The sequence below is a fragment of the Vibrio sp. SCSIO 43009 genome, assembly GCF_023716525.1.
GTDB classification, from domain to species: domain Bacteria; phylum Pseudomonadota; class Gammaproteobacteria; order Enterobacterales; family Vibrionaceae; genus Vibrio; species Vibrio alginolyticus.
This window is the reverse complement of record NZ_CP071842.1, coordinates 1,520,184-1,546,803: the sequence shown is the minus strand read 5'-3', so window position 1 is coordinate 1,546,803 and position 26,620 is coordinate 1,520,184. Positions and strand designations below refer to the sequence as shown.

At 48.8% G+C, this 26,620-nt stretch carries 4 protein-coding genes; 3 read left to right on the top strand and 1 reads right to left on the bottom strand.

Annotated features, from left to right (window positions below; genetic code table 11):
* Positions 1-23 precede the first annotated feature (23 nt).
* Positions 24-23,669 carry a tandem-95 repeat protein gene (locus J4N43_RS07420; protein ID WP_286037161.1) on the bottom strand — a complete coding sequence of 7,882 codons (23,646 nt, stop codon included), beginning with the start codon at positions 23,667-23,669 and terminating at the stop codon, positions 24-26.
* A 400-nt stretch (positions 23,670-24,069) separates the two neighbouring features.
* Here J4N43_RS07420 and J4N43_RS07415 point away from each other — a divergent pair, with 400 nt between their 5' ends.
* From J4N43_RS07415 to J4N43_RS07405, 3 genes are all read left to right on the top strand, one after another.
* A complete protein-coding gene (locus J4N43_RS07415) occupies positions 24,070-25,380 on the top strand; it encodes a TolC family outer membrane protein (RefSeq protein WP_017635971.1) in 1,311 nt (436 codons plus the stop codon).
* Positions 25,381-25,382: 2 nt separating this feature from the next.
* Positions 25,383-25,997 (top strand): OmpA family protein, encoded by a 615-nt coding sequence (locus J4N43_RS07410; protein WP_005377354.1) that lies wholly within the window; start codon positions 25,383-25,385, stop codon positions 25,995-25,997.
* 175 nt (positions 25,998-26,172) lie between these two features.
* Entirely contained in the window at positions 26,173-26,526 is a 354-nt protein-coding gene (locus J4N43_RS07405) for a DUF2750 domain-containing protein (protein WP_005377352.1), read from the top strand.
* Positions 26,527-26,620 lie beyond the last annotated feature (94 nt).

Sequence of the window (26,620 nt, the reverse complement as noted above, 5' to 3'; positions counted from 1 at the left end):
AATTTGACTACAGTTTAGCGCTACTACATGTCTTTGTACTGAGCTTCTAAACTCGCAATTAAGCTTTGAGTCACATCATCAACACTTGCACCATCAAAATGGATGTCCAATGTCGAGCTCCCTTTTGTAATACTCAGGTTTGCCTCAGATCCCCCGTCTGGTGCCACTTCTACATGATACTCTCCGACATCACCAGTATGATCACCTGATTGAAGATCATTAAGAAGCTCTCCAATTTCATCTTTAGATAAGTCGTCAAACAGATCTGAGAAGTCTACAGCGTCTTCATTTTTATTGAAGTCAGTGACAGTATCAACATCGTTAGTGACTTCACTCCACTTAAAGATGTCGGCCCCTTCTGACCCTGTTAAAGTATCACTACCTAAACCACCAATCAGAATATCATCCCCTTCACCGCCAACGAGTATGTCGTTGCCACCATGACCAAATAGTAAGTCATCACCAGCGCCGCCATATAAATTATCCGATTTATCTCCTTGGTGAGTTTGGTTGAATTCTTCCAAGTTATTTCTAACGTACTCATGTATATCTTCGCCGTCAACGGTAGACACATCCTGACCCGTTTGCTGCGCCACATGTGATTGAATCGCACTTAAGCCTTGTTCATTACCACCAAACTCAATTAAGTCACCTAACAAGATATCGTTACCTTCACCTCCTTGAATAGTGTCTGAACCTTGTTTGAGAGGTACATCTTGACCCAATATCGTTTCAGCAAGCTTAGTAACATCAATATCTGACTCTACCACACCATCAGTGTCATACTGCTTGAGTGTATGTTCATCAACGCCACTCCCAAGACCTATCGCTTCTATAGAGGACAATGCCGCTAGTACTTGATACATGTGTTGAGCTTGTGTCGAGCTATTCCCTTCATCGTAATAACGGATAGAGCCATAATATCTGTCGATATCGCCAAGGATTCTTCCTGTTAGCGGTGAATAAACCTTACCGTAACTATCTATAACGACATCACCTTTGTAGGTAACTGTTTGTCCGTATGAGTAATTGTTTTTACTCGCAATATCTTGCAGGGTAACAAGCTTGCCAGAATTATCGACGTCCAAAATCACTTTCGAGAATTCACTCGGTGCTACACCATAGAGGTATGTTGCTCTATTTGGTTGACCATCCGTAACAAAGTACGTGATATTTTGGCCATTAGGGTTAGGTTGACTGCTGAACCATTCAACGGCCGACTGTAAGCCCGCCTCATAGTTTGTGCCGCCAGAACCCTCATCATCAATTACACGATTCAACTCTTCTACAAACTCTTTTCTTGCTGTAAGAGAACTCAAGTCAACAGAAATCACCGCTGATGCACTTGAAGCAAATTCACTAAGGTGAATATTCACTGTCCCTGGCTTCTCTCCTTGATTTACCGCACTTAACAGCTCATCAAACACGTCTAGCACTTCTTGCTTCGCAGTTCCTACCCAGTTACCCATGCTCCCTGAAGTATCCAGAACAAATGCGATGTTGTAGTCCTGACCTGCAATGATCTCCAATCCTTGAACATCACCAACAATAATATCGTGATCGTCACTACCCGTTATCTGATCATTCCCATGTGATCCCGACTCCAACACATAGTCACGAGCTGTAAGCTCAACGGATTCAGTTGTTGAAGCTGCGTCATTATTTGATCCTTCAACAGACGTAGCAGTAACGCTTAGCGGGAACTCTAAGCTGCCTTCATAATCGAATGGCACTCTGATATCCAGGGAAAGCTTACCATCTGTACCAAGAGTGACAGGGTAATCTCCATTTGAATCTTGCTTAATTGCGAGCCCATCAACATACACGTCAACACCGTCTGGTAGATCTTGTACAAGAGCAGTCTGCGCTAAATCCTCACTTCCATCGACATCAACTAGATCAACATCCACATCGACCGAAATCCAGCGATCTTGAAGCACTTCATAAGTGCCATCAGGTTTCAAATCAACAATTTTGTCTGCAAAAACAACGCGTTCAATTTCATATAAATGATCACCTCGGTCATCACTACCTGTATGATCGTTTACCGAATCGATAGAACGACTATCTAATAAAATCCAATATGGAACTTTACCGCCATGATCGTCTTTGAAGGTCATTTTGTAGTCATCAAAGTTCCCTGTTAAGTAAACTGTATCTTTACCATCATGCAGAGTAAGACTGGTCGCGTCATCACCATAAAACGTATCATTGTTACCACCGCCAACAAATACGTCATCGCCACCGCCACCATAGAATACATCGTTGAAATCTGTCCCAACAAACAAGCTGTCGGTGTCACTTAAGTCAGTATTGACTCCCAACACAACACCAGCGTGTGTATTAATTTTAGGTACTGCATTATCCAACCCAAGGTTGGCTGCGACAGCCTCATTTTCGGTATTGGTATTATTTATTGCCGATGTAGCTAAGTGATGGTTTGGATCAATAGCATCTCGTTTAACTAAGTCGCCAACATTGATCGTGATCGTAGGTGCATCTGCGATAGCAACAACATTGATATCAAGTGTATTTGTTACGCCAGTATTTGTGGTATAGCTAATTAATGGAACGTCACCTGACCAATGCTCAGCAGGTTCAAATATGTAACTACCATCTCGGTTTACTAGTAACGTACCACTAGTCAAAGAAACACTTTCGCCTACCTCGTAATCAGCACCATCGATAGTAAGATGATCTACCATCAGAATATTGTCGCCGTCAGAGTCATTAAGCAATACATTCCCTTGTAGAGTATTGTCTTCTATGGTTTCGCCCAAATCACTTTCCGTTTCCGTCGGTAAGTTCTCATGTACTACAACATTGATCGCCAAGTTAGATTCTGCTGAATCACCATTCGAGCTTTCTGTACTCGTTGCAGTCAAATTGATAGTGAAGTCATCATGGGAGCCCGCAGGTGGAGTCACAGTAAGTGCATCTAATGCCCAACTTGTCACGTCCAGTTCTTCATCAATAGTTGCGACAGTAATAGAACTATTTCCATCTGAAAGGATCGCACCTACAGGTAAGCCAGTTAGCGTGACTTTAAGTGATTCAGAGCCATCTGTATCATTTAAGCTTGCTTTAATTTCAGAGAGCGGTATCGCTGTATCTTGTAACCCTTCGTTCAGCTGGTATGTTTCGTAAAACGCAACACCATTAACTTCTTGTAGTTCAGACGTTCTGATATCAGTTGCTTCTAGTGCACTTTCATCACTAACTACGTAAAGACTACTATTGCTCAGGTTGACAGGCGCTTGTCCATTAATGGATACATCCACATTAAAGTTACCCGGACCACTTTGGTTATGGTGATAAATTTCAATTGGATAAAAGCCAGATACCGAAGGGGTAAAGCTAGCTCCCTTAATATCACCACTGTCGCTCCCCCAACGAGCTTGATCAAGTAACGTACCACCCAACTTAATTGCAAGGCTATCATCGGCTTGACCGACAAAGTCGTAACTCGAGCCAGCTTCGAGATAAACAAGAGATGTGACTAGAACGGCCTCATTTGCCAAGGTTGCATGAGTCCCTAAATCTTCCACATTTGCCCAACTCAATCGAGTACCATCGGCTTCATTAAGAGCGTTGATCGCTGAGATTAGAGTCTCTCCATTGACCCCCATACCATCACTAGAACCAACTTGAACATTACTCCATGTCGTAACGTTAAACTCTTGTTGAGGCAATGAGTTTAATGGCGTCACTGCAATTAAGTTCGGTTTGTCAGCTACAGGGTTCACGTCTATTGTCAGTGTCGACTCTTGACCAGAGCTCTGCCCATCTGTCGGTTTAAAACCAATTTGAGCGTAACTAGATTCCTGATCTCCGACTTGATTTCCGCCGAAGCTGTCACTGCCTGATTCATTTAATTCAGGTACAAAACGAACACCGTTTTCCTCAAAAAGCGATTTATCGAGGACTTGATCGATTTGTACAGACTGCCAATCGCCTTGCGAATCTCTGTACTCTAATGAGCCATCGCTAGGAAGCGTTGTAATTTGGACGGATAGATCTGATACATCAGAGTCCACATCGCTAATACCGAATGATGACCAATCAAGCATCACTTGAGTATCTTCATTCATCTCAACCACTGAAGGCGAAGATTCAGGAGCATCATTCACATTTACCAGAGAAACATTTACCTCGGCAGTATCAATCCCGCCAGTTCCATCGATAACCTCAACCTGAAGCGTATAATCGCCCAAGTCAACATCATCGATTGTCTTGTTCAATGAAATCTCTCCACTTGTCGGGTCGATATCAAAAATACCATTAGTGCTCGAGCCATCTGCAAAGCGGTATACAAGCACGTCATTATCGTGATCTTCAGCAACGACCGTGCCGATAACGGCCCCACTCACCGTGTTTTCGTTAACTGACCCGAAGTCGTAAACATCATCATTTGGTTTGTCACCAGCACTATCGCCGCCAGAAATAAACTCTGGAGCGTGCTGAGCATCTATAATAGAGACTGTTGCTTCATTCGAGTCACTTGCAAGCGTCGAATCTGCACCAACCGTATCAATTAGAGTCACGGTTAGGTTTTCAAGATCTTCGTAAATACCATCATCGAGAGTTTTTATATCAATCGGCGCCGACGTTTTACCCGCTGGAATCGTGACTGTGTACGTACTTGGAGCAATATAATCTTTGTCATCAACATTCCCTCCGATTGTGAATGTTACCAGTACATCTTCATCTGCTTTTTGGTCAATGTTGACGATAAATTTTGCATCACTACCTTCATCAACTGAGGATTGATCTGAGCTAATAGTCACTTTCGGTGCACTTTGGGCATCAACGATCACAACACTTGCGCTGTTATTTGAAGCAATGCTCGCATCAGCGCCATCAACCTCTTTAATGGTTACTGTGAAAGATTCTGCGCCCTCATAAATACCATCGGTGACCGTCAGTAAGTCAAGAGCAGCTGAAGATTGACCCGCAGGAACTTCAACACTCAGAACGCCAACAAAATCTTTTCCATCTTGGGCCACGCCACTATATTCGACATGAACCGTAACACTCTCATCTGCAACTTTATCAAGTGTCAGCGTAAAGCCTGCCGTTTCACCTTCATTTACGCTGTTTTGATCGGCACTAATACTAACTAAAGGTGCAGGATCAGAATCCACAATATTTGCGTTACCAGTTGCAATATCATTACTGGTGACACTACCGATTTCCGTAACCGTCAGACCAAAGCTCTCATCACCTTCATGGACATTATCTAGTTTGGTCGGGACTGCGACTTTAATTTCAGCGACACCTGGAGGTATGGTAACGTCTCCATTAGGCGCCATATCTAATGTTTGAGTTTGACCATGAGTATCCACATAGGTCACTACCATAGTGCCTAAATCAACATCTTCCGCAGTATAGCTATCATTTGTTGTTGACTTCAGATTGACGACAACGGCCTCTTGAACAGGGTTAGAGAGTAAAACGGTAAATATTGCGTCAGTTCCTTCAATGACATCGCCGGCATCTACTACGCTAAGTTTTGTACTGTCATTATCAAGAACTGTTGCCGTCCCCGTTTCACCGCCGATCTCAAGAACGATCGTTTCGCTGCTTTCCACAACCAAGTCATCAATAGTCGGAATCGATATTTCGAAGCTACTTATACCTGCAGGAACAATCAAGTAACCACCTAAGAAAACAACACCATTTGTATAGGTTGCATTTGATAGATTTACGTCATTCTTATCAACTGAAGAACCTTGAGCAAGCATATCAACTTGGTACTTAACGGCAGTGCTGGTGGTTTCATTTAGAACAACCGAGAACGTGACATTGTCACCCTCAGTCACGCTATCACCGACCACAGACAGGCTTGGCCCATTTTCAGCAATATTACCATCTAGCATTTCATTAACGATATTGACTGTAGATGGATCGCTAACGCCATTTTCAGAGTCGACTGCCACATATCCAAAGCTGTCTTCGGCAGGTACACCTTCTACATAACGTAACTCCCAGTTCCCTTCATTTTTCGTAGAAAAATCTAACTGAGTAATGACCGAACCTTCAGGAAGAGCTAGATCTTTCCCATAACCAACGCTTGTTTCTTGGAATAGCATGAAGTTGCCTTCAGGCTTCAAAAACTCGAACGTTTGAGTCTGTTGGACATTATTTGAATCTAAGTATGTAACCGTAATAAGTGCTGCGTTGTCATCACCGTAATCAAACAATCCACCTAATCCATCTAAGCCAAGGTTTACGCTGCCCACAGGATTATTAGACAAATCGATCGTAATCGTTTCACCTTTCTCAATACCCTGCCCATCATTGTCAGCGATACCATTGCCGATGTGTGACACCTGGCGGTTGTACTGCGCAAGCTCACCGCTATCAGAAGAAATGGTGATAGAAGCTCCATTTGCTAAATGCTCAGTACGGGAATGTGATGAACCACCATCCTCACTTAATCCCCAGTTATTGAAATCTGTTGTAGATTCCGAGCCATTAGGCGTATTTGGACGATCTTTGATACCTAATAAGAAGCCAACATTATCAGCTTCATAGTAAAGGCTGTCTTTGTCATAAAGCGTATCGCTTACTTCTTTAATTTCGTGCAACTCACCATCACTATCTTTAAAGAACAACGTACCTGAGGTTGGCAGTTCAGTAATTCGGACATGTAGATCGTTGCCTTTTAAGTCGTCTTCAACATCCGCGATATGATCTTGAGAGTCACCGCGACCCAGAGGCTTCGTATCGGTATCAAACACAACGTGCGTAAGCTGATCATCGGCCACATGCGTAAAGTCCTCACTGTCAGGCTTGTCATTGACTGGCGTCACATCGACGTTCACCGTGGTGGACTCACTGACGCCACCGGACGTAACGATGTAGATAAAGCTGTCTGTCCCGTGGTAGTTGTCGTTTGGCGTGTAGGTTACACTGCCATCCGGGTTGACCGAGACCGTGCCGTTAGCTGGTCCGTTATTGGTATCCAGCGACACCACTTTGTCGTCGCCTTCGAACGTGTCGTTATCTAAGACCTTAATGATGGTTGGCGTATCTTCCACAACCGTCGCGTTGTCTGCCACGATGTCTGCCACAGGCGCTACTGTGAAGTTCACCGTTTGACTAACGCTTTCACCGCTTGGATCGGTGGCGGTAAAGGTTAGGGTTTCTGAGCCGTTCCAGTCTGCGGTTGGAGTGAACGTAGCAATCCCATTGACGATCGCCACTTGAATGTTGCTGTTGCCAGAGACACTGAAGCTCAGCTCGCCATCTACGTTATCCACATCACTGAAAGCGGTATTTAGATCGATGCTGTATGGCGTAAAGTCTTCCGCCAAGGTTTGGTCTGCGAGGTTGCTTTCAACCACAGGCGTGTCGTTCACCGCATTCACGGTGACGTTGACCGTCGCTTGGTCAGTCAGCGAGCCATCGGTAACGGTGTAAGTGATTTCAGCGTCACCATGGAAGTTCTCAGCCGGTGTGAACACCAGTTTGCCGTCAACGATCTCGACTGTCCCTTGGTCACTCGGCACAGATGCCGAGTCAATACGTAATGTATCACCATCGATGTCAGTATCGTTTGGCAGAACATCAATCGTCACTGGTGTATCTTCGTCAGTAACGGCATTGTCATTGGTCGCCACTGGCGCATCGTTGACTGGCGTCACATCGACGTTCACCGTGGTGGACTCACTGACCCCACCCGACGTGACGATGTAGGTGAAGCTGTCTGTACCGTGGTAGTTGTCGTTTGGCGTGTAGGTCACGCTGCCGTCCGGGTTGACCGAGACCGTGCCGTTAGCTGGACCATTGTTGGTATCCAGCGACACCACTTTGTCGTTGCCTTCGAACGTGTCGTTACCTAAAACCTTAATGATGGTCGGCGTGTCTTCCACAACCGTCGCTTTGTCTGCCACGATGTCCGCCACAGGCGCAACCGTAAAGTTCACCGTTTGGCTAACGCTTTCGCCGCTTGGATCGGTGGCCGTAAACGTCAACGCTTCAGAGCCGTTCCAGTCTGCCGTTGGGCTAATGGTCGCGATGCCATTTTCAATCGACACCAACACGTTGCTGTTGCCAGAGACGCTAAACGTTAACTCGCCATCCACGTTATCCACGTCGCTGAACGCGGTATTTAGATCGATGCTGTATGGCGTAAAGTCTTCTGCCAAGGCTTGGTCTGCGAGGTTGCTTTCAACCACAGGCGTGTCGTTCACCGCATTCACGGTGACGTTGACCGTCGCTTGGTCAGTCAGTGCACCATCAGTAATCGTGTAAGTGATTTCAGCGTCACCATGGAAGTTCTCAGCCGGTGTGAAGACCAGTTTTCCATCAATAATTTCGACTTTACCTTGGTCACTCGGCACAGACGCCGAATCAATGCTTAACGTATCGCCATCAATGTCGGTGTCGTTTGGTAGGACATCAATCGTCACTGGCGTGTCTTCGTCAGTAACAGCGGTATCATCGTTTGCCACTGGCGCATCGTTGACTGGTGTGACATCGACGTTCACCGTGGTGGACTCTGATACCCCACCCGACGTAACGATGTAGGTGAAGCTGTCAGCCCCATGGTAGTTGTCATTCGGCGTGTAAGTGACGCTGCCATCCGGGTTGACCGAGACCGTGCCGTTCGCTGGACCGTTATTGGTATCCAGCGACACCACTTTGTCGTCGCCTTCGAACGTGTCGTTACCTAAAACCTTAATGATGGTTGGTGTGTCTTCCACAACCGTCGCGCGGTCAGATTCAATATCTGCCACAGGCGCAACTGTGAAGTTCACAGTTTGGCTAACGCTTTCGCTGCTTGGATCGGTGGCGGTAAAGGTCAACGCTTCAGAGCCGTTCCAGTCTGCGGTTGGAGTGAACGTAGCAATGCCATTGACGATCGCCACTTGAATGTTGCTGTTGCCGGAGACACTGAAGGTCAGATCGCCATCCACGTTATCCACATCGCTGAAAGCGGTATTTAGATCGATGCTGTATGGCGTAAAGTCTTCCGCCAAGGCTTGGTCTGCAATGCTGCTTTCAACCACAGGCGCGTCGTTCACCGCATTCACGGTGACGTTGACCGTCGCTTGGTCAGTCAGTGCACCATCAGTAACCGTGTAAGTGATTTCGGCGTCGCCATGGAAGTTCTCTGCCGGTGTGAAGACCAGTTTGCCGTCAACAATCTCGACTGTCCCTTGGTCACTCGGCACGGACGCCGATTGGATAGACAGCGTATCACCATCAATATCAGTGTCGTTTGGCAGGACATCAATCGTCACTGGCGTGTCTTCGTCAGTGATAGCGGTGTCATCGTTTGCCACTGGCGCATCGTTCATTGGCGTGACATCGACGTTCACCGTGGTGGACTCTGATACCCCTCCTGACGTAACGATGTAGGTGAAGCTGTCTGTACCGTGGTAGTTGTCGTTCGGCGTGTAAGTGACGCTGCCGTCCGGGTTGACCGAGACCGTGCCGTTGGCTGGTCCATTGTTGGTATCCAGCGACACCACTTTGTCGTTGCCTTCGAACGTGTCGTTATCTAAGACCTTGATGATGGTCGGCGTGTCTTCCACAACCGTCGCGTTGTCTGCCACAATGTCAGCCACAGGCGCTACCGTGAAGTTCACCGTTTGGCTGACGCTTTCTCCGCTTTGATCGGTAGCGGTAAACGTTAGGTTTTCTGAGCCATTCCAGTCTGCGGTTGGAGTGAACGTAGCAATGCCATTGACGATCGCCACTTGAATGTTGCTGTTGCCAGAGACACTAAACGTTAACTCACCATCGGCGTTATCCACATCGCTGAAAGCGGTATTCAGATCGATGCTGTATGGCGTAAAATCTTCCGCCAAGGTTTGGTCTGCAATGTTGCTTTCAACCACAGGCGCGTCGTTCACCGCATTCACAGTGACGTTAACCGTCGCTTGGTCAGTCAGTGCACCATCGGTGACGGTGTAAGTAATTTCAGCGTCACCATGGAAGTTCTCGGCCGGTGTGAAGACCAGTTTGCCATCAACGATCTCAACTGTCCCTTGCTCACTCGGCACAGACGCCGAATCAATGCTTAACGTATCACCATCGATGTCAGTATCGTTTGGCAGGACATCAATCGTCACTGGCGTGTCTTCGTCAGTAACGGCATTGTCATTGGTCGCCACTGGCGCGTCATTGACTGGCGTGACATCGACGTTCACCGCGGTGGACTCACTGACCCCACCCGACGTGACGATGTAGGTGAAGCTGTCTGTACCGTGGTAGTTGTCGTTTGGCGTGTAGGTCACACTGCCGTCCGGGTTGACCGAGACCGTACCGTTGGCTGGACCGTTGTTGGTATCCAGCGACACCACTTTGTCGTCGCCTTCGAACGTGTCGTTATCTAAGACCTTGATGATGGTCGGCGTGTCTTCCACGACCGTCGCTTTGTCTGCCACGATGTCCGCCACAGGCGCTACTGTGAAGTTCACCGTTTGGCTAACGCTCTCGCCGCTTGGATCGGTAGCCGTAAAGGTTAGGCTCTCTGAGCCGTTCCAGTCTGCGGTTGGAGTGAACGTAGCAATGCCATTGACGATCGCCACTTGAATGTTGCTGTTGCCAGAGACACTAAACGTTAACTCACCATCGGCGTTATCCACATCGCTGAAGGCCGTATTTAGATTGATGGTGTATGGCGTAAAGTCTTCCGCCAAGGTTTGGTCTGCAATGCTGCTTTCAACCACAGGCGCGTCGTTCACCGCATTCACCGTGACGTTAACCGTCGCTTGGTCGGTCAGTGCACCATCGGTGACGGTGTAAGTAATTTCAGCGTCACCATGGAAGTTCTCGGCCGGTGTGAACACCAACTTGCCGTCAACAATTTCAACTGTCCCTTGGTCACTCGGCACAGACGCCGAATCAATGCTTAACGTATCACCATCGATGTCAGTATCGTTTGGTAGGACATCAATCGTCACTGGCGTGTCTTCGTCAGTGACAGCGGTATCATCTTTTGCCACTGGCGCGTCATTCACTGGCGTCACATCGACGTTCACCGTGGTGGACTCACTGACCCCACCCGACGTGACGATGTACGTGAAGCTGTCTGTCCCGTGGAAGTTGTCGTTTGGTGTATAAGTGACGCTGCCGTCCGGGTTGACCGAGACCGTGCCGTTGGCTGGACCGTTATTGGTATCCAGCGACACCACTTTGTCGTCGCCTTCGAACGTGTCGTTACCTAAGACCTTGATGATGGTTGGCGTATCTTCCACAACCGTCGCGTTGTCTGCCACGATGTCCGCCACAGGCGCTACCGTGAAGTTCACCGTTTGGCTAACGCTCTCTCCGCTTGGATCGGTAGCCGTAAAGGTCAATGCTTCTGAGCCGTTCCAGTCCGCGGTTGGAGTGAACGTAGCAATGCCATTGACGATCGCCACTTGAATGTTGCTATTACCAGAAACGCTGAAGCTCAGCTCGCCATCCACGTTATCCACGTCGCTGAACGCAGTATTTAGATCGATGCTGTATGGCGTAAAGTCTTCCGCCAAGGTTTGGTCTGCAATGTTGCTTTCAACCACAGGCGTGTCGTTCACCGCATTCACGGTGACGTTGACCGTCGCTTGGTCAGTCAGTGAACCATCGCTAACGGTGTAAGTGATTTGGGCGTCACCATGGAAGTTCTCGGCCGGTGTGAACACCAGTTTGCCGTCAACAATCTCGACTGTCCCTTGGTCACTCGGCACAGATGCCGAATCAATGCTTAACGTATCACCATCGATGTCAGTATCGTTTGGCAAGACATCAATCGTAACAGCGGTATCTTCTTGTGTTGTTGCCGCGTCATCGTTTGCCACTGGCGCATCATTCACTGGTGTGACATCGACGTTCACCGTGGTGGACTCCGATACCCCACCGGACGTAACGATGTAGGTAAAGCTGTCTGTACCGTGGTAGTTGTCGTTTGGCGTGTAAGTGACGCTGCCATCCGGGTTGACCGAGACCGTACCGTTGGCTGGACCGTTATTGGTATCCAGCGACACCACTTTATCGTCGCCTTCGAACGTGTCGTTACCTAAAACCTTGATGATGGTTGGTGTGTCTTCCACAACCGTCGCGTTGTCTGCCACAATGTCCGCCACTGGCGATACTATGAAGTTCACCGTTTGGCTGACGCTTTCACCGCTTGGATCGGTGGCGGTAAAGGTTAGGGTTTCTGAGCCATTCCAGTCTGCGGTTGGAGTGAACGTAGCAATGCCATTGACGATCGCCACTTGAATGTTGCTATTACCAGAAACGCTAAACGTTAACTCGCCATCCACGTTATCCACATCGCTGAAAGCGGTATTTAGATCGATGCTGTATGGCGTAAAGTCTTCCGCCAAGGCTTGGTCTGCAATGCTGCTTTCAACCACAGGCGTGTCGTTCACCGCATTCACGGTGACGTTGACCGTTGCTTGGTCAGTCAGTGCACCATCGGTGACGGTGTAAGTAATTTCGGCGTCACCATGGAAGTTCTCAGCCGGTGTGAACACCAGTTTTCCATCAATAATTTCGACTTTACCTTGTGCTTCAGGTACAGACGCCGATTGGATAGACAGCGTATCACCATCAATATCAGTATCGTTTGGCAGAACATCAATCGTCACTGGCGTGTCTTCGTCAGTAACGGCATTGTCATTGGTCGCCACTGGCGCGTCGTTCACTGGTGTGACATCGACGTTCACCGTGGTGGATTCACTGACGCCCCCAGACGTAACGATGTAGGTAAAGCTGTCTGTACCGTGGTAGTTGTCGTTTGGCGTGTAAGTGACGCTGCCATCTGGGTTGACCGAGACCGTGCCGTTAGCTGGACCGTTATTGCTATCCAGCGACACCACTTTATCGTCGCCTTCAAACGTGTCGTTACCTAAGACCTTGATGATGGTCGGCGTGTCTTCCACAACCGTCGCGTTGTCTGCCACGATGTCCGCCACTGGCGCCACTGTGAAGTTCACCGTTTGGCTAACGCTTTCGCCGCTTGGATCGGTCGCCGTAAAGGTCAACGCTTCAGAGCCGTTCCAGTCTGCCGTTGGGCTAATGGTCGCGATGCCATTTTCAATCGACACCAACACGTTGCTGTTGCCAGAGACGCTAAACGTTAACTCGCCATCCACGTTATCCACATCGCTGAAAGCGGTATTTAGATCGATGCTGTATGGCGTAAAGTCTTCCGCCAAGGCTTGGTCTGCAATGCTGCTTTCAACCACAGGCGTGTCGTTCACCGCATTCACGGTGACGTTGACCGTTGCTTGGTCAGTCAGTGCACCATCGGTGACGGTGTAAGTAATTTCGGCGTCACCATGGAAGTTCTCAGCCGGTGTGAACACCAGTTTTCCATCAATAATTTCGACTGTACCTTGTGTTTCAGGTACGGACGCTGATTGGATAGACAGCGTATCACCATCAATATCGGTGTCGTTTGGCAGGACATCAATCGTGACAGCGGTATCTTCTTGTGTTGTGGCCGCGTCATCGTTTGCCACTGGCGCGTCATTGACTGGCGTCACATCGACGTTCACCGTGGTGGACTCCGATACCCCACCGGAGGTGACGATGTAGGTGAAGCTATCTGTACCGTGGAAGTTGTCGTTTGGCGTGTAAGTCACGCTGCCGTCCGGGTTGACCGAGACCGTGCCGTTAGCTGGACCGTTATTGCTATCCAGCGACACCACTTTATCGTCGCCTTCAAACGTGTCGTTACCTAAGACCTTGATGATGGTCGGCGTGTCTTCCACAACCGTCGCGTTGTCTGCCACGATGTCCGCCACTGGCGCCACTGTGAAGTTCACCGTTTGGCTAACGCTTTCGCCGCTTGGATCGGTCGCCGTAAAGGTCAACGCTTCAGAGCCGTTCCAGTCTGCCGTTGGGCTAATGGTCGCGATGCCATTTTCAATCGACACCAACACGTTGCTGTTGCCAGAGACGCTAAACGTTAACTCGCCATCCACGTTATCCACATCGCTGAAAGCGGTATTTAGATCGATGCTGTATGGCGTAAAGTCTTCCGCCAAGGCTTGGTCTGCAATGCTGCTTTCAACCACAGGCGTGTCGTTCACCGCATTCACGGTGACGTTGACCGTTGCTTGGTCAGTCAGTGCACCATCGGTGACGGTGTAAGTAATTTCGGCGTCACCATGGAAGTTCTCAGCCGGTGTGAACACCAGTTTTCCATCAATAATTTCGACTGTACCTTGTGTTTCAGGTACGGACGCTGATTGGATAGACAGCGTATCACCATCAATATCGGTGTCGTTTGGCAGGACATCAATCGTGACAGCGGTATCTTCTTGTGTTGTGGCCGCGTCATCGTTTGCCACTGGCGCGTCATTGACTGGCGTCACATCGACGTTCACCGTGGTGGACTCCGATACCCCACCGGAGGTGACGATGTAGGTGAAGCTATCTGTACCGTGGAAGTTGTCGTTTGGCGTGTAAGTCACGCTGCCGTCCGGGTTGACCGAGACCGTGCCGTTCGCTGGGCCGTTATTGCTATCCAGCGACACCACTTTGTCGTTGCCTTCGAACGTGTCGTTACCTAAGACCTTAATGATGGTTGGCGTATCTTCCACAACCGTCGCTTTATCTGCCACGATATCCGCCACTGGCGCCACTGTGAAGTTCACCGTTTGGCTAACGCTTTCGCCGCTTGGATCGGTGGCAGTAAAGGTCAACGCTTCAGAGCCGTTCCAGTCTGCCGTTGGGCTAATGGTCGCGATGCCATTTTCAATCGACACCAACACGTTGCTGTTGCCAGAGACGCTAAACGTTAACTCGCCATCCACGTTATCCACATCGCTGAAAGCAGTATTTAGATCGATGCTGTATGGCGTAAAATCTTCCGCCAAGGTTTGGTCTGCAATGTTGCTTTCAACCACAGGCGTGTCGTTCACCGCATTCACGGTGACGTTGACCGTCGCTTGGTCAGTCAGTGCACCATCGGTGATGGTGTAAGTGATTTCAGCGTCGCCATGGAAGTTCTCGGCCGGTGTGAAGACCAGTTTGCCATCAACGATCTCAACTGTACCTTGTGTTTCAGGTACGGAAGCCGATTGGATAGACAGCGTATCGCCATCAATATCGGTGTCGTTTGGTAGGACATCAATCGTCACTGGCGTGTCTTCGTCAGTGACAGCGGTATCATCGTTTGCCACTGGCGCATCGTTGACTGGCGTCACATCGACGTTCACCGTGGTGGACTCTGATACCCCACCGGACGTGACGATGTAGGTGAAGCTATCTGTACCGTGGAAGTTGTCGTTTGGCGTGTAGGTTACGCTGCCATCTGGGTTGACCGAGACCGTGCCGTTCGCTGGACCGTTATTGGTATCCAGCGACACCACTTTGTCGTCGCCTTCAAACGTGTCGTTAGCTAAGACCTTAATGATGGTTGGCGTATCTTCCACAACCGTCGCTTTATCTGCCACGATGTCCGCCACAGGGGTAACCGTGAAGTTCACCGTTTGGCTAACGCTTTCACCGCTTGGATCGGTGGCCGTAAACGTCAGCGCTTCTGAGCCGTTCCAGTCCGCGGTTGGAGTGAACGTAGCAATACCGTTGACGACCGCCACTTGAATGTTGCTATTACCAGAGACGCTAAACGTTAACTCACCATCGGCGTTATCCACATCGCTGAAAGCGGTATTTAGATCGATGCTGTATGGCGTAAAGTCTTCCGCCAAGGCTTGGTCTGCAATGCTGCTTTCAACCACAGGCGCGTCGTTCACCGCATTCACGGTGACGTTGACCGTCGCTTGGTCAGTCAGTGAACCATCAGTAACCGTGTAAGTGATTTCGGCGTCGCCATGGAAGTTCTCGGCTGGCGTGAAGACCAATTTACCATCAACAATCTCAACTGTGCCTTGGTCACTCGGCACAGACGCCGATTGGATAGACAGCGTATCGCCATCGATGTCAGTATCGTTTGGCAGGACATCAATCGTCACTGGCGTATCTTCATCAGTAATCGCCGTGTCATTGGTCGCCACTGGCGCATCATTCACTGGTGTGACATCGACGTTCACCGTGGTGGACTCACTGACCCCACCCGACGTGACGATGTACGTGAAGCTGTCTGTCCCGTGGTAGTTATCGTTCGGCGTGTAGGTCACGCTGCCATCCGGGTTGACTGAGACCGTGCCGTTGGCTGGGCCGTTATTGGTATCCAGCGACACCACTTTGTCGTCGCCTTCAAACGTATCGTTACCTAAGACCTTAATGATGGTTGGCGTATCTTCCACAACCGTCGCGTTGTCTGCCACGATGTCCGCCACAGGCGCTACCGTGAAGTTCACCGTTTGGCTGACGCTTTCGCCGCTTGGATCGGTGGCCGTAAACGTCAACGCTTCAGAGCCGTTCCAGTCCGCAGTTGGGCTAATGGTCGCAATGCCATTTTCAATCGACACCAACACGTTGTTGTTGCCAGAAACGCTGAAGCTCAGCTCGCCATCCACGTTATCCACATCGCTGAAGGCCGTATTCAGATCGATGCTGTATGGCGTAAAGTCTTCTGCCAAGGTTTGGTCTGCAATGCTGCTTTCAACCACGGGCGTGTCGTTCACCGCATTCACGGTGACGTTGACCGTCGCTTGGTCAGTCAGTGCACCATCGGTAACGGTGTAAGTGATTTCAGCATCGCCATGGAAGTTCTCAGCTGGTGTGAACACCAATTTGCCATCAACAATTTCGACTTTACCTTGTGCTTCAGGTACAGACGCCGATTGGATAGACAGCGTATCACCATCAATATCGGTGTCGTTTGGCAGGACATCAATCGTCACTGGCGTGTCTTCGTCAGTGACAGCGGTATCATCTTTTGCCACTGGCGCGTCATTCACTGGCGTCACATCGACGTTCACCGTGGTGGACTCACTGACCCCACCCGACGTAACGATGTACGTGAAGCTGTCTGTCCCGTGGAAGTTGTCGTTTGGTGTATAAGTGACGCTGCCGTCCGGGTTGACCGAGACCGTGCCGTTGGCTGGACCGTTATTGGTATCCAGCGACACCACTTTATCGTCGCCTTCGAACGTGTCGTTATCTAAGACCTTGATGATGGTTGGCGTGTCTTCCACAACCGTCGCGTTGTCTGCCACGATGTCCGCCACAGGCGCAACCGTGAAGTTCACCGTTTGGCTAACGCTTTCGCCGCTTGGATCGGTCGCCGTAAACGTCAATGCTTCTGAGCCGTTCCAGTCTGCCGTTGGAGTGAACGTAGCAATACCATTGACGATCGCCACTTGAATGTTGCTATTACCAGAGACGCTAAACGTTAACTCGCCATCCACGTTATCCACATCACTGAAGGCCGTATTCAGATCGATGCTGTATGGCGTAAAGTCTTCCGCCAAGGTTTGGTCTGCAATGCTACTTTCAACCACAGGCGTGTCGTTCACCGCATTCACGGTGACGTTGACCGTCGCTTGGTCAGTCAGTGAACCATCGGTAACGGTGTAAGTGATTTCAGCATCGCCATGGAAGTTCTCAGCTGGTGTGAACACCAATTTGCCATCAACAATTTCGACTTTACCTTGTGCTTCAGGTACAGACGCCGATTCAATCGACAGCGTATCACCATCAATATCAGTATCGTTTGGCAGAACATCAATCGTCACTGGCGTGTCTTCGTCAGTAACGGCATTGTCATTGGTCGCCACTGGCGCGTCATTCACTGGCGTCACATCGACGTTCACCGTGGTGAATTCCGATACCCCACCGGAGGTAACGATGTACGTGAAGCTGTCTGTACCGTGGAAGTTGTCGTTTGGCGTGTAAGTGACGCTGCCGTCCGGGTTGACCGAGACCGTGCCGTTGGCTGGACCGTTATTGCTATCGAGCGACACCACTTTGTCGTCGCCTTCGAACGTGTCGTTACCTAAAACCTTGATGATGGTTGGTGTGTCTTCCACAACCGTCGCGCGGTCAGATTCAATATCTGCCACAGGCGCTACTGTGAAGTTCACCGTTTGGCTAACGCTTTCACCGCTTGGATCGGTGGCGGTAAAGGTTAGGGTTTCTGAGCCATTCCAGTCTGCGGTTGGAGTGAACGTAGCAATGCCATTGACGATCGCCACTTGAATGTTGCTGTTACCAGAGACGCTGAAGGTCAGATCGCCATCGACGTTATCTACATCGCTGAAAGCGGTATTCAGATCGATGCTGTATGGGGTGAAATCTTCCGCCAAGGTTTGGTCTGCAATGCTACTTTCAACCACAGGCGTGTCGTTCACCGCATTCACGGTGACGTTGACCGTCGCTTGGTCAGTCAGTGAACCATCGGTAACGGTGTAAGTGATTTCAGCATCGCCATGGAAGTTCTCAGCTGGTGTGAACACCAATTTGCCATCAACAATTTCGACTTTACCTTGTGCTTCAGGTACAGACGCCGATTGGATAGACAGCGTATCACCATCAATATCGGTGTCGTTTGGCAGGACATCAATCGTCACTGGCGTGTCTTCGTCAGTAACGGCATTGTCATTGGTCGCCACTGGCGCATCGTTCACTGGCGTCACATCGACGTTCACCGTGGTGGACTCTGACACCCCACCTGACGTAACGATGTAAGTGAAGCTGTCTGTGCCGTGGAAGTTGTCGTTTGGCGTGTAAGTGACGCTGCCGTCCGGGTTGACCGAGACCGTGCCGTTGGCTGGACCGTTATTGCTATCGAGCGACACCACTTTGTCGTCGCCTTCGAACGTGTCGTTACCTAAAACCTTGATGATGGTTGGTGTGTCTTCCACAACCGTCGCGCGGTCAGATTCAATATCTGCCACTGGCGCTACTGTGAAGTTCACCGTTTGGCTAACGCTCTCGCCGCTTGGATCGGTAGCCGTAAACGTCAGCGCTTCTGAGCCGTTCCAGTCTGCCGTTGGAGTGAACGTAGCAATCCCATTGACGATCGCCACTTGAATGTTGCTGTTGCCAGAGACGCTAAACGTTAACTCACCATCCACGTTATCCACATCACTGAAGGCCGTATTTAGATTGATGGTGTATGGCGTAAAGTCTTCCGCCAAGGTTTGGTCTGCAATGCTACTTTCAACCACAGGCGTGTCGTTCACCGCATTCACGGTGACGTTGACCGTCGCTTGGTCGGTCAGTGCACCATCGGTCACGGTGTAAGTGATTTCGGCGTCACCATGGAAGTTCTCGGCCGGTGTAAAGACCAATTTTCCATCAACAATCTCAACTGTGCCTTGCGCTTCAGGTACAGACGCCGATTGGATAGACAACTTATCGCCATCAATATCGGTGTCGTTTGGTAGGACATCAATCGTCACTGGCGTGTCTTCGTCAGTAACGGCATTGTCATTGGTCGCCACTGGCGCATCGTTCACTGGCGTCACATCGACGTTCACCGTGGTGGACTCCGATACCCCACCTGAGGTGACGATGTAGGTGAAGCTGTCTGTGCCGTGGAAGTTGTCGTTTGGCGTGTAGGTTACGCTGCCATCCGGGTTGACCGAGACCGTGCCGTTAGCTGGTCCGTTATTGGTATCCAGCGACACCACTTTGTCGTCGCCTTCGAACGTATCGTTATCTAAGACCTTAATGATGGTTGGCGTGTCTTCCACAACCGTCGCGTTGTCTGCCACGATGTCCGCCACAGGCGCAACTGTGAAGTTCACCGTTTGGCTGACGCTTTCACCGCTTGGATCGGTAGCCGTAAACGTCAGCGCTTCTGAGCCGTTCCAGTCTGCCGTTGGAGTGAACGTAGCAATCCCATTGACGATCGCCACTTGAATGTTGCTATTACCAGAAACGCTGAAGCTCAGATCGCCATCCACGTTATCCACATCGCTGAAAGCGGTATTTAGATCGATGCTGTATGGCGTAAAGTCTTCCGCCAAGGCTTGGTCTGCAATGCTGCTTTCAACCACAGGCGCGTCGTTCACCGCATTCACGGTGACGTTGACCGTCGCTTGGTCAGTCAGCGAACCATCGGTGATGGTGTAAGTGATTGCAGCGTCGCCATTGAAGTTCTCAGCTGGAGTGAAGACCAATTTACCATCAACAATCTCAACTGTCCCTTGGTCACTCGGCACGGACGCTGATTGGATAGACAACTTATCGCCGTCGATGTCGGTGTCGTTTGGCAGGACATCAATCGTCACTGGCGTGTCTTCGTCAGTAACGGCATTGTCATTGGTCGCCACTGGTGCATCGTTGACTGGTGTGACATCGACGTTCACCGTGGTGAATTCCGATACCCCACCGGAGGTGACGATGTAGGTGAAGCTGTCTGCCCCGTGGAAGTTGTCGTTTGGCGTGTAAGTGACGCTGCCATCCGGGTTGACCGAGACCGTGCCGTTTGCTGGACCGTTATTGGTATCCAGCGACACCACTTTATCGTCGCCTTCGAACGTGTCGTTACCTAAGACCTTAATGATGGTCGGCGTGTCTTCCACAACCGTCGCTTTGTCTGCCACGATGTCCGCCACAGGGGCTACCGCGAAGTTCACCGTTTGGCTAACGCTTTCACCGCCTGGATCGGTGGCGGTAAACGTCAACGCTTCTGAGCCGTTCCAGTCCGCGGTTGGAGTGAACGTAGCAATACCGTTGACGATCGCCACTTGAATGTTGCTGTTGCCGGAGACGCTGAAGGTCAGATCGCCATCCACGTTATCTACATCGCTGAAAGCGGTATTTAGATCGATGCTGTATGGCGTAAAATCTTCCGCCAAGGTTTGGTCTGCAATGTTGCTTTCAACCACAGGCGTGTCGTTCACCGCATTCACGGTGACGTTGACCGTTGCTTGGTCAGTCAGTGCACCATCGCTAACGGTGTAAGTGATTTCAGCGTCACCATGGAAGTTCTCGGCCGGTGTGAAGACCAGTTTTCCATCAATAATTTCAACTGTACCTTGGTCACTCGGCACGGACGCTGATTGGATAGACAACTTATCGCCGTCGATGTCGGTGTCGTTTGGCAGGACATCAATCGTCACTGGCGTGTCTTCGTCAGTAACGGCATTGTCATTGGTCGCCACTGGTGCATCGTTGACTGATGTGACATCGACGTTCACCGTGGTGAACTCCGATACCCCACCGGAGGTGACGATGTAGGTGAAGCTGTCTGCCCCGTGGAAGTTGTCGTTTGGCGTGTAAGTGACGCTGCCATCCGGGTTGACCGAGACCGTGCCGTTTGCTGGACCGTTATTGGTATCCAGCGACACCACTTTGTCGTTGCCTTCGAACGTGTCGTTACCTAAGACCTTAATGATGGTCGGCGTGTCTTCCACAACCGTCGCGCGGTCAGATTCAATATCTGCCACAGGCGCCACTGTGAAGTTCACCGTTTGGCTAACGCTTTCACCGCTTGGATCGGTGGCGGTAAAGGTTAGGGTTTCTGAGCCATTCCAGTCTGCGGTTGGAGTGAACGTAGCAATCCCATTGACGATTGCCACTTGAATGTTGCTGTTGCCAGAGACACTGAAGCTCAGCTCGCCATCCATATTATCCACATCACTGAAAGCGGTATTTAGATCGATGCTGTATGGCGTAAAATCTTCCGCCAAGGTTTGGTCTGCAATGCTACTTTCAACCACAGGCGTGTCGTTCACCGCATTCACGGTGACGTTGACCGTCGCTTGGTCAGTCAGTGCACCATCGGTGACGGTGTAAGTAATTTCAGCGTCACCATGGAAGTTCTCGGCCGGTGTGAACACCAACTTGCCGTCAACAATTTCAACTGTACCTTGGTCACTCGGCACAGACGCCGAATCAATGCTTAACGTATCACCATCGATGTCAGTATCGTTTGGTAGGACATCAATCGTCACTGGCGTGTCTTCGTCAGTGACAGCGGTATCATCTTTTGCCACTGGCGCGTCATTCACTGGCGTCACATCGACGTTCACCGTGGTGGACTCACTGACCCCACCCGACGTAACGATGTACGTGAAGCTGTCTGTCCCGTGGAAGTTGTCGTTTGGTGTATAAGTGACGCTGCCGTCCGGGTTGACCGAGACCGTGCCGTTGGCTGGACCGTTATTGGTATCCAGCGACACCACTTTGTCGTCGCCTTCGAACGTGTCGTTATCTAAGACCTTGATGATGGTTGGCGTGTCTTCCACGACCGTCGCGTTGTCTGCCACGATGTCCGCCACAGGGACTACTGTGAAGTTCACCGTTTGGCTAACGCTCTCGCCGCTTGGATCGGTCGCCGTAAACGTTAGGATTTCTGAGCCGTTCCAGTCTGCGGTTGGAGTGAACGTAGCAATACCGTTGACGATCGCCACTTGAATGTTGCTGTTGCCAGAGACGCTAAACGTTAACTCGCCATCCACGTTATCCACATCACTGAAGGCCGTATTTAGATTGATGGTGTATGGCGTAAAGTCTTCCGCCAAGGTTTGGTCTGCAATGCTGCTTTCAACCACAGGCGCGTCGTTCACCGCATTCACCGTGACGTTAACCGTCGCTTGGTCGGTCAGTGCACCATCGGTCACGGTGTAAGTAATTTCAGCATCGCCATGGAAGTTCTCAGCCGGTGTGAAGACCAGTTTGCCATCAACAATCTCGACTGTGCCTTGCGCTTCAGGTACGGACGCCGATTCAATCGACAGCGTATCGCCATCAATATCGGTGTCGTTTGGCAGGACATCAATCGTTACTGAGCTATCTTCCTCTGTAATTGTTGTATCATTAGAGGCAATAGGCGCATCGTTAACTGAGTTTACTGTTACCGAAACTTGAGCTTCATCCTCTAACTCACCATCTGAGATGGTGTAGCTAATCGTTGCATTACCGTTGAAATTTTCAGCCGGAGTGAAAACAAGCTTACCATCGATAATCTCAACGATACCTTGCTCTTCTGGTACAGAAGCAGAGGTAATGATTAAATCATCACCTTCAATATCACTGTCGTTAGCGAGCACATCAATTACAACCTGGGAATCCTCGTCAGTTTGAATCGCATCATTAGTTGCTATTGGCGCGTCATTAACAGGCGTAATATCTAAGTTAGCAGTGCCATTAATAACACCGCCATCGTTATCAATAATGTCATAGGAGAATGACACTTCAGTGTCATCGTCAGCCTCTGGAATGTAAGTCCAAGATCCATCGCTGTTATCAATTAAGGTGCCATTCCCACTCTCAATAGTGACGTTTGTAATGACAAGAGTATCGGCATCATCAATATTGACATTAGATAGTAATTCTTCAGTAGTTATCGTGATTGGATCGCTATCTTCCTCAACAGCGCTTAATGTCACTGGAGAATTAGTAAGTGGCTTACTTGAGCCATCCCCACTTGTCTCGATACCTGTTGTGAAGAAGTCATTTAAGGTCAACGCTTGTGTTTCAGATAAGCCGAGGGATTCTAGGCCAATAGTTTCAAAGTTTGTTGAGGCTAGCACTTCAGTACCATCTCGTACAATCGTGGCACTATTTTGCAAACTGGAGCCACTATTTTCACCCGCTGCAGGTGCGAGTTCTTCATCAATAGCAGAAGGGTCTTGACCTTGCTCAATAGCACTAATAATCTGTGCTACATCGTCTGAAATATCTTTTAAACCTTGCTCTTGAGCAAGCTGAATTTTCAGGTCTTGAGGCGCAGCATCTGTCATTGCCACTATCACTTCACCTGGTAGAGGCTGCTGTCCTTCTGCAAGGACTCTCAGCTGCCCATCCAAACCTATTACGACGACTTGATTACCGAGTGGCACTAATGCTGTACGATCCATATAAACCTTAACCCTAAATAACTGTCAAGTTTTTGACTAACAATACTAATTTGCTATATATTGCCCGAATATATAGTGCAATAACAGCAATTTGATGCTCAATAAAGTAATTATGTGTCATACATCAATAAGAATCCAGATGCATAAGTGTTTTATTTTATTAAAATCTGGACACTCGTTTCTAGCCATTACCTCCATCTTTAATTTGAGATCTTAATTCAAGTTTTAGGCAGATTTAGTAGGTTGATTTATCAAAATTGAAACAAATGAACAGCGAATCAACAGGTTACTTCATCGCATATTAATGTTATTGTGCGCTAAATTATTGACGCCCTTATAAGTATTCCACTTATAAGCCCTATCACCTCGAGAATTTTTACCATTATCTAGGAGAATCACAGTGAAGTGGACTCGTGCCAACGCCTTTTGTATTGGTATGTTCACCGCTAGTCATGCTTTTGGGCAAACGCTAGAGCAAGCGGTTGAAAACACATTAAAAACCAATCCTGACATCAAAAGTGCGTTCAATGAATTCGTTAGCAAGCAGTATGTGAATGAAGCATCTGGTGGTGCTTACCTCCCATCCGTAGACTTAGATGCCGGTATCGGTTACGAAGGAATCAAACCTGCAGAGTCAGGGCGAGATTCAACCGATCTGACAAGAAAAGAAGCCACCGTGACACTAACCCAGCTAATATGGGATGGTTCAGCGACACTTAATGATATGGATCGAACAGCAGCTGATGCTGAATCGGTCCGTTATCAACTTCTAGCTGATGCCCAAGACACCGCTCTAGAGGTCGCGAAAGTTTATTTAGACTCAGTAAAAGCTTATGAAATTCTTACACTTTCCGAGAATAACTTGAAAGTGCATAAGAAGATCTATGAAGACATTAAAAAGCGAGTTAACTCAGGTATCGGTTCTACAGCAGACCTAACCCAGGTAGAGGCTCGTTTAGCAAAGGCTCACGGTAACTTGGTGGCAGCTCAGAACAACTTATATGACAGCCACACCACCTTTACACGCCTTGTCGGACAGTCACCACAAGGATTGATTTTCCCAAGAGCGGACCAAAACTTTATTCCCTACACCATCGATGAAGCGATTGACTTGGCATTCGAGTCACATCCAGTAATCAAAATTTCGGTAGCTGATGTGGACTCTGCAAAGTTCCAATACAAGCAATCTAAGGGAACTTACTACCCAACGATATCGGTAGAAGCTGCTCAAACATGGCGTGATGATGCAAGCGGTATCGAAGGAAGCAGCGAAGAGACAACAGCAATGTTACGTATGCGTTACAACCTCTTTAACGGTGGTAGTGACGTAGCCAACGCTGAAAGTTTTGCCTACCAACTAAATAAAGCAAAAGACCTAAGAGAACGTGCATACCGCCAAGTAGAAGAAGGTCTTCGTCTATCTTGGAGTGCGTTAGATTTAACACTTCAACAAAAAGAGTTCCTAGCGGATCACGTAGATTCGGCCTCTGAAACTGTCATCGCCTACGAAAAGCAGTATCGCATTGGAAAACGCACTCTGCTGGACTTGTTAAATACTGAAAACGAACTTTTCGAAGCGAGAAAGAACTACTTGGATGCTCGATACTCAGAGCAGTACGCCAAGTACCGCGTTATGAACGCGACTGGCCAATTGTTAAATGCCTTGCGTGTCGATGTACCTACAGAATGGAATGAAAAGGTGGAGTACTGATCATGAAACCAGTGAAGATTCTATTTGCATTGGGTATGCTCGCCATCACTCAACACGTTGTTGCTGAAGACGAATATGAGTATCGCCCTGTACCAAATGCAGAACAAATAGCAGATTTGCAAGATGACGATAACGATGGTGTCATCAATGCTCGAGATATGTGCCCAGGTACACCTGAAGGCTCAGAGGTCGACAACGACGGCTGTGGAGAATACATTAAAGCATCAGATAACATGCAAGTGCGGATACTTTTTGCTAACGACTCTGATGAGATCAATCCAGTCTTCAGAAGACAAGTCCGAGAGCTTTCCGACTTTTTAAAAGAGTACCCTACTACTTCGATAGAGCTGCACGGCTATGCTAGTAAAGTTGGTGGTTCAAAGCATAACCAAGATCTTTCTGAAAGACGAGCACGCAATGTCCGTGAAGCCCTACTAAGCTACGACATCGAACCGAGTAGAGTCCGCATTGTTGGTTTTGGTGACACTCACTTAGCACAACAAGGGACCGATGAAGTCAGCCATGCTTTAAATCGTCGAGTAACCGCATCAGTCGTTGGTTACAAAGGCGAGATAAAAAGAGAGTGGACAATATTCACAACTCTTCCAGAAAGGTAAAGTACCTGTTTTTGTTTGCTCTGTGAGCATAAAGCAAACAAAAACGAGTGAATACTTAACCTCAGAAAAGGAGCTTCGGCTCCTTTATTTTTACTCATTTCGACAACCGTATTATGCTTTAGGAATCGGCACTTTAGTGTTACTCTAGCCACGTCATAACAACGAGAGTTTTGAAATGAGCAAACTTACATCAGATATCCAAGCGAACCTTGACCTTTTTGTTGCAGAAACGAAAGAAAACCAATTGGTTTGGGGTTTACGCAATGAAGAAGGTTGGCTATCTTGCGATTCAACTGAATTCGAAAACAGCGAAGTCATGCCTTTCTGGTCTTCTAAAGAAGATGCAGAAGCACATAATGTTGAAGAATGGGCAGATTTTACTGTACTAGAAATCCCATTAGATATCTTTGTTGAAGATTGGCTTTTGACTCTTGCTGAAGATGGTGTTCTTGTTGGAACTAACTGGAACGATCAGTTAGAAGGCAAAGAAATGGAGCCTCAAGATCTAGCAAAGCTTTACATTGATTAAAGATTTCTGACCTCAACTTTATGTTGAGGTCTTTCTTTTTATGCCTCTTCTTTCAATATCTCGACCAAGTGCATAGTTTCACTACTCTTTTTCT

Coding starts and splice junctions, on each gene's coding strand:
- J4N43_RS07420 (WP_286037161.1), bottom strand. CDS start 23,669: ATGGATCGTACAGCATTAGTGCCACTCGGTAATCAAGTCGTCGTAATA.
- J4N43_RS07410 (WP_005377354.1), top strand. CDS start 25,383: ATGAAACCAGTGAAGATTCTATTTGCATTGGGTATGCTCGCCATCACT.
- J4N43_RS07405 (WP_005377352.1), top strand. CDS start 26,173: ATGAGCAAACTTACATCAGATATCCAAGCGAACCTTGACCTTTTTGTT.